The 6,913-nt window shown below is 69.6% G+C and carries 7 protein-coding genes; 4 read left to right on the top strand and 3 right to left on the bottom strand.

Annotation, left to right across the window (positions count from 1 at the left end; translation table 11 throughout):
- The first annotated feature begins 76 nt into the window (after positions 1-76).
- Both GTY56_RS07330 and GTY56_RS07335 read left to right on the top strand, forming a co-directional pair.
- On the top strand, positions 77-1,183 hold the full coding sequence (locus GTY56_RS07330) for a sugar ABC transporter substrate-binding protein (RefSeq protein WP_202509844.1): 1,107 nt from the start codon (positions 77-79) through the stop codon (positions 1,181-1,183).
- A gap of 199 nt (positions 1,184-1,382) precedes the next feature.
- Positions 1,383-2,426 (top strand): helix-turn-helix transcriptional regulator, encoded by a 1,044-nt coding sequence (locus GTY56_RS07335; protein WP_161363676.1) that lies wholly within the window; start codon positions 1,383-1,385, stop codon positions 2,424-2,426.
- On the opposite strand, the gene GTY56_RS07340 is transcribed toward GTY56_RS07335, so the two are convergent.
- Positions 2,389-3,375: a helix-turn-helix transcriptional regulator gene (locus GTY56_RS07340; RefSeq protein WP_161363678.1), complete on the bottom strand. Its 987-nt coding sequence runs from the start codon at positions 3,373-3,375 to the stop codon at positions 2,389-2,391. The two genes, GTY56_RS07335 and GTY56_RS07340, sit on opposite strands and share 38 nt — an antisense overlap.
- On the bottom strand, positions 3,372-4,394 hold the full coding sequence (locus tag GTY56_RS07345) for a helix-turn-helix domain-containing protein (RefSeq protein ID WP_161363680.1): 1,023 nt from the start codon (positions 4,392-4,394) through the stop codon (positions 3,372-3,374). Before GTY56_RS07345 ends, GTY56_RS07340 begins: the two co-directional genes overlap by 4 nt.
- Before the next feature lie 303 nt (positions 4,395-4,697).
- Between GTY56_RS07345 and GTY56_RS07350 the strand changes: the two genes are divergently transcribed.
- Positions 4,698-5,033 carry a Rieske (2Fe-2S) protein gene (locus GTY56_RS07350; protein ID WP_031142435.1) on the top strand — a complete coding sequence of 112 codons (336 nt, stop codon included), beginning with the start codon at positions 4,698-4,700 and terminating at the stop codon, positions 5,031-5,033.
- 167 nt (positions 5,034-5,200) lie between these two features.
- Here the strand turns inward: GTY56_RS07350 and GTY56_RS07355 are convergent, their stop codons facing one another.
- Entirely contained in the window at positions 5,201-5,617 is a 417-nt protein-coding gene (locus GTY56_RS07355; RefSeq protein ID WP_062928194.1) for a pyridoxamine 5'-phosphate oxidase family protein, read from the bottom strand.
- A 103-nt stretch (positions 5,618-5,720) separates the two neighbouring features.
- On the opposite strand from GTY56_RS07355, the gene GTY56_RS07360 reads away from it, so the two are divergent.
- Positions 5,721-6,913, top strand: a 1,193-nt coding sequence (locus tag GTY56_RS07360) for a Clp protease N-terminal domain-containing protein (protein ID WP_161363682.1), incomplete at its 3' end; no start/stop codon positions are given.

Raw genomic sequence — 6,913 nt, forward strand, 5'->3', positions numbered from 1 at the left:
GTCCGCGTTGGCTTTTCAGTCACATGGGCACCAAAGATGCGCCCACGTCCGAAACACACGCGAAGTGAGCCCCCGCATGCGTCGTATCGCCATATCCGTGGCAGCCGCCACGATCTCCGTCACGCTCGCAGGCTGCGGCGTGCTCAACGCGACGGGGAGCAGTGACGACGCGAGTCCGACCAAGGGCAACGACATCACCGTCGGCCTGCTGCTGCCGGAGAAGGCCAACACGCGTTACGAGAACTTCGACTACCCGATCATCAAGACGAAGGTCGAGTCGCTCACCAACGACAAGGGCCGCGTCGAGTACGCCAACGCCGATGCGAGCGCGGACAAGCAGGCGAGCCAGCTGCAGCAGATGATCGACGACCGGGTCGACGTGATCCTGCTGGACGCCGTCGACTCCAAGGCCATCGCGAGCGGCGTGACGAAGGCGAAGGAGGCAGGTATCCCGGTCATCGCCTACGACCGGCTGGCCGAGGGCCCGATCGACGCGTACATCTCCTTCGACAACGAGCTGGTCGGCGAGGTCCAGGGCCGCTCCCTGCTGGAGGCCATCGGCGAGAAGGCGAGCCTGTCCGACAAGATCGTCATGATGAACGGCTCCTCGACGGACCCCAACGCCAAGCAGTTCAAGGCGGGGGCCATGTCCGAGCTGAACGGCAAGGTGACGATCGCCCAGTCCTTCGACACCAAGGACTGGAAGCCGGAGAACGCCGAGGCCAACATGGCCCGGGCGATCGAGAAGATCGGCAAGGGCAACATCGCGGCGGTCTACTCCGCCAACGACGGCATGGCGGGCGGCATCCTCAAGGCGCTCCAGGCCGCGGGCGTGACCGACCTGCCGCCCATCACCGGCCAGGACGCGGAGCTTCCGGCGGTGCAGCGGATCATCAGCGGCGAGCAGTACATGAGCGTGTACAAGTCCTACCCGCAGGAGGCGGAGAACGCCGCGGAGATGGCGGTCGCCAAGGTGCAGGGCCGCGACATCCAGTTCGCCGCCCTCGCCCGCGACAGGGTCGACAGCCCCACCCACAAGGGCATCCCGGCCCAGCTCGTGCCCGTGGTCGCGCTCACCAAGGAGAACATCAAGGACACGGTCGTCGCGGACGACATCTACAAGCTGTCGGACATCTGCACGGCCGAGTACAAGACGGCGTGCCGGGCCATCGGCCTGAAGTAGCCGCGTCCCCGGCGCACATCGCGCCGGGCTCACCCACCCCCTGACCGGCTGCCGCGACAGGACCGTCCGAGGCCCGGAGATACCGGTGCGTACCGGTGGTTTCCGGTGGTCGCCGCGCGGGGAGCCGTGTTGCGGAGCACGTCCCGTCCGCGCATAGTTGCGCTGCGGAACGGCGGCGAAACCGGGGGTGGGATGGGCGATGGCCGGGCACGGGGCGGAGCAGCATCCACACGGTGCCGACCGACTGTGCGAGGCCGGGGATCGCGTGTATTCCCGGGCCGTACGGCGTGGCCGGGTGCCGCGCCGGGACGCGGATCCGGTGCCCTGCCTGCTGGAACTCGCCCTGCTGCACCCGGATCCCGACGACATGGACTGGCTGGTGCCGACCTCCCCGCAGGAGGTCATGACCCGGCTGCTGCGCGGGATGCACGACGAGGTCAGCGCGAGCCAGCGCCGGGTGGGCTCGGCCGTCGCGGCCGTCGAGTGGTACGCCGGCCTGGGCCGCCAGGTGCGGCCGGCCGCACCGGCCGCCGAGGGCCCCGCGATCAGGGTCCTGGACGGACTCGCCCGGATCCAGGCCGCGATGGACGAGGCGACCCAGGCGTGCACGGCCGAGGTGCTCACGGTCCAGCCCGGCGGCATCCGCCGCGAGGCGGAGCTCTCCGAGGGGCTGCACCGGGCGCTGGCGCTGCGCGGCCGGGGTGTGCGGATGCGGGACCTGTACACGCATGTCGCCCGGCACGGGCAGGGGCTGCTGACCTATCTGGAGCTCATGGGCGACGCGGTGGAGGCGCGCACGCTGGACGAGGTGATCGACCGGCTGATCCTCTTCGACCGGACGGTGGCGTTCATCCCCGCCAACTCCGACCGCACGATGGCCCTCGAACTACGGCATCCGGCGATCGTCGAGTACCTCGTCACGGTCTTCGACCGGCTGTGGCGCCTGGCCATCCCCCTCAAGGCCCCGCTCCCCGAGACCGGCATCGAGGGCATCTCGCACCGGGAGCAGTCGATCGCCGCGCTGCTGGCGGAAGGGCATCAGGACGCCGTCATCGCCGAACGGCTGGGCATAAGCGTCCGGACGTGCCGGGCGCACATCGCGCGCCTCTCGGAGACGCTCGGGGCGGCCAGCCGTACGCAACTCGGCGTGCGCATCGCCCAGGCCGGACTGGACGGTCCGCCGCGGGCCGCTGCCTCCACGCCCTTCAGCGTTCCCGGTCAAGAATCCCGGACCGCCCGATGAGATACCCGAGCTGCGCCCTGCTCTGACTGCCCAGCGTCGCGGCGAGCTTGGCGATGTGGACGCGGGCGGTACGGATGTTCATCCCCAGCCGGTCGGCGATGACGGCGTCGGTGTGGCCTTCGACGAGGAGGGCGGCTATGGCGTGCTGGCGGGGCGGGATGCCGTTGTGGGAGGGCTGGGGGGCGGCTTCGGGGTGCATGGGTGTGGCCAGGCGCCAGAGGCGGTCGAACGTGACGGCCAGGTGGTCCACGATGGCCGGATGCCTGATCTCCAGAGCCAGTCTGCCGTCCTCGCCGGCCGGGACGAAGGCCACCGTGCGGTCGATGAGGACCAGGCGGTCGGGGACCTCGTCCAGCGTGCGGATCCGGACGTCGCCCTTCAGGCGCTCGCAACGAGCCGTGATGACGGGAAAGTGACGCATCGTGTGCGGGTACAGGGTGCGGATCCGGCAACCTCGGTCCAGCGCTGCCTGGTCACGGCCGAGCGATGCGGCGTCGGCGGCCTGGCCGCGTTCGCCGGTGAGACCGGCGCGGGGCTGGACGGTGATCAGTTCCTCGGAGGCGTCGGCCACGGCGTCGGTGATGGCCCGGTTGATCCGCTCCGTGCCGGTGAGGAGCCGGATCGGGGGAGTCTCACCGGCTCTGCGGGACGGGCCGGCGATCCGCATGAGGGAGCCGAATGTCTCGGCCAACTGTGCTTCGCGCTGCCGCTCGCTCGCGATCCGCTCCTCGGAGCTCCGCAGCAGCCGGTGCAGCGCCACGACCGGGGCGACGGGCTCCAGTCGGGTGGGGTCGTCGAGGGCGGGGTGCAGCAGACCCAGGTCGACGACGCAGGGGGCGGCACGGGTGTCCTCGGTGGACAGCCGGCCCTGACGCAGCGCCCGTTCGTACAGGTCCGTCCCCAGGGAGCACAGGTCGTCGTTGCCGTGCTCGCGGTGCGGTCCGCTCACTGCGCGGCACCTGCGCTCTCCAGGATTCCGGACTGCGCGATCAGGAAACCGAGTTGGGCACGACTGCCGCTGCCGAGGGTGGCCGCGAGCTTGGCGATGTGGGCCCGGCATGTGCGGACGTTCATGCCGAGGCGGCGGGCGATGGCCTCGTCGACATGGCCCTCCACGAGGAGTTTGGCGATGGAGTACTGGATGTCCGTGATGCCGTCGGCGGCCGGGCCGTAGGGTGCACCGGCGCTCAGCGGAACGGAACGGCTCCACATGAACTCGAAGACCTTCACCAGGTACCGGACGAGTCCGGGGTGGCGGAGTTCGAGGGCGACCTGCTGGTCGTCACGGGCCGGAATGAACGCGACGGTCCCGTCGCAGACGATGAGCCGTTCGACCACCTCGTCGATCGTGCGGTACTCCGCCTTGCTGTTCGCCAGTTGCGCCACATAGGCCAGTTTCTGAGGGCTGTAGCGAGCCGTGTGCTGGTACAGCGTCCGGATCCTGACCCCCCGCTCGATCAGGGGCCTGTCCCTTTCGAGTCCTTGGGTGAGGCTCCGCTCGGAGAAGCGGTCGTCACTGGGCTGGATGGTGAGCATCTCCGCCTGGCACTGGGCCGTGGCCAGGTTGAGGGCGGCATTGATCCGGTCGCCGCCCTCCAGCACCGTGATCGAGTGGTCGGTCGTCGTCAGCTGGGCGCCCAGGGCCATGAACGGCTCGAACGCGTCCGCGATCTTGATCGACAGCTCACGGCGTTCCGCGATGTCGCGCTCGATCGGGTGCAGACGTTCGGCCAGCGCTACTGTCGGCGGTACCGGCCGCAGCCAGTCCTCGTCGTCCGGGTCCGGGTGGAGGAGGGCGAACTCGACCAGACAAGGCGCCGACTTCGCGTCCGTGCGCGCGATCCGCCCCGCACGCAGGGCGTTCGCATAAAGTCGATTCCCCTCCTCGCACAGCTCGGTGACCGCATGGGGATGCGCCGCCTTAGTCTGATTTGCCACGAAATCTCCACCCCCCAGGGTCCTGAACATGCAGGAACATGATGCACCGATTGTGTGGCCATGACGTGTTCGAATGAGCCATCGTCTTACCTGACGGGGGAAGAGGAGACTCACAAGTGAGGACGAAGCCGACTATGCGCAAGAGACTGCTTCGCTCGGTGCTTGCTGCCGCTCTCTCTGCCGTCGCTGTCATCGGAGTGATGGGTTACTCCGGCGCGAAGGGTGATACCCGGGCGGACAGTCACTGGCCGGCGAGCGTCATGGGCGATGTCAAGAGTGATGTCCTGGCGGACAGTCATTGGCCGGCGATCGTCGTGGACTCGGAGCGTTGATGTGACCACTCCACCCGACGACCGCTCCTTCCGCCGCGAGATGGCCACCGCCTACCGCTCCGGCTGGCACTTCATCGACCTGGTCACCGCCATCCCCCACAGCGGCGACTCGTTGATGGTGACCGTGTTCGGCGAGCCGGTGGTCGTCACGCGGGACGAGGACGAGGACGTACGGGCGTACCGGTGTCTGCGGCGGCCTCGGGGGGCGCCGCAGCCTGTGCGGTGCGCCGTACGGTACGGAATGATCTTTGTGAACCTGGACCAACGGGACCACCAGCAGGTGGAGGCCGACTCCCCTGCCCCGAGGACCATCTCTGCCACCCCCCGCAGTGCCTGACGCGATTCCCCCGTCGTAACAGATCGCTCAGGTGCTTCCCCCCGCAGCGGCGTCACCGTGACCTGAACACGGTGACGCCGCTGCAGTTTCCGGGGACATTTCCGGGTATCGGCTCCCTGTGGTGGTGGCCGGATCCGGCCGATCACCGGTGTGGATTTTCACTTCGGTCAACCCCGCCCCATCGCCCGCGTCAGGTGGATCTCGATCACCACGCGCGCCGGGTTCGGCGACGGCGTCCTGCCGTAGCGCTCCGCGTAGCGCCGCTCCGCCTCGGCCACCCGGTCCGGCTCGTCGTGGACGAAGGCCCGGCCCTCCAGCGTCGCCCAGCGACGGCCCTCCAGCTGGCAGACGGCGACGGCCGCCCCCTGGTCCCCGGCCGCCCGCACGTACCGCACCTTCGCGCTCGCCCGATTGGTGATCACCCGAGCCAGCCGGGCCTCGGGATCGTATGTGACGCCGACGGGTACCAGATGCGGAGTGCCGTCCGGGCGGGGAGTCGTCAGGGTGCACAGGTGCCGCTCCCGCCAGAAGCTGAGATACGACGGGTCGGGAGCGCCGGGGTCGACGGAGTACTTGGTCGCCATGCCCCGGAACTTAGACCCCCGAGCCTCCCGGAACCGTCCTTGAGTGCACTAGACTCAACTTTGTGCAAGCCGTTCGGGTCAGTGCAAGGAGGAGAACGCGAACGTGGACGCCGAGCTGACCAACCGGAGCCGGGACGCGATCAACGCTGCCAGCAACCGGGCCGTGACCGAGGGGCACCCCGACCTCACCCCGGCCCACCTGCTGCTCGCGCTGCTCCAGGGACAGGACAACGAGAACATCACCGACCTGCTCGCCGCGGTCGACGCCGACCAGGCCGCCGTGCGTGCCGGGGCCGAGCGCGTGCTCGCCGGGCTGCCGAGCGTGACCGGGTCGACCGTCGCGCCGCCCCAGCCCAACCGCGAGATGCTGGCCGTCGTCGCCGACGCGCAGGCCCGCGCCAAGGACCTGGGGGACGAGTACCTCTCCACCGAGCACCTCCTGATCGCGCTCGCCGCGAAGGGCGGCGCGGCCGGCGAGGTGCTGTCCCAGCAGGGGGCCGACGCCAAGAAGCTCCAGGCCGCCTTCCAGAAGACGCGGGGACAGCGCCGGGTGACCACGGCCGACCCCGAGGGGCAGTACAAGGCCCTGGAGAAGTTCGGGACGGACTTCACCGCCGCCGCGCGGGAGGGCAGGCTCGACCCGGTCATCGGCCGGGACCAGGAGATCCGCCGCGTCGTGCAGGTCCTGTCCCGCCGTACGAAGAACAACCCCGTCCTCATCGGCGAGCCGGGCGTCGGCAAGACCGCCGTCGTCGAGGGGCTCGCCCAGCGGATCGTCAAGGGCGACGTGCCCGAGTCGCTGAAGGACAAGCGGCTCGTCGCGCTCGACCTCGGCGCCATGGTCGCGGGCGCGAAGTACCGGGGCGAGTTCGAGGAGCGGCTGAAGACCGTCCTCGCCGAGATCAAGGACTCCGACGGGCAGATCATCACCTTCATCGACGAGCTGCACACGGTCGTCGGGGCCGGCGCGGGCGGCGACTCCGCCATGGACGCCGGCAACATGCTGAAGCCGATGCTGGCCCGCGGCGAGCTGCGCATGGTGGGCGCCACGACCCTCGACGAGTACCGCGAGCGGATCGAGAAGGACCCCGCCCTGGAGCGGCGCTTCCAGCAGGTGCTGGTCGCCGAACCCACCGTCGAGGACTCCATCGCGATCCTGCGCGGGCTCAAGGGCCGCTACGAGGCCCACCACAAGGTGCAGATCGCCGACAGCGCGCTCGTCGCCGCCGCCTCGCTCTCCGACCGGTACATCACCTCCCGCTTCCTGCCCGACAAGGCCATCGACCTCGTCGACGA

The sequence above is a fragment of the Streptomyces sp. SID5643 genome, from assembly GCF_009872555.1.
Lineage (GTDB): Bacteria > Actinomycetota > Actinomycetes > Streptomycetales > Streptomycetaceae > Streptomyces > Streptomyces iakyrus.

Coding starts and splice junctions, on each gene's coding strand:
- GTY56_RS07335 (WP_161363676.1), top strand. CDS start 1,383: ATGGCCGGGCACGGGGCGGAGCAGCATCCACACGGTGCCGACCGACTG.
- GTY56_RS07355 (WP_062928194.1), bottom strand. CDS start 5,617: ATGGCGACCAAGTACTCCGTCGACCCCGGCGCTCCCGACCCGTCGTAT.
- GTY56_RS07345 (WP_161363680.1), bottom strand. CDS start 4,394: ATGTTCAGGACCCTGGGGGGTGGAGATTTCGTGGCAAATCAGACTAAG.
- GTY56_RS07330 (WP_202509844.1), top strand. CDS start 77: ATGCGTCGTATCGCCATATCCGTGGCAGCCGCCACGATCTCCGTCACG.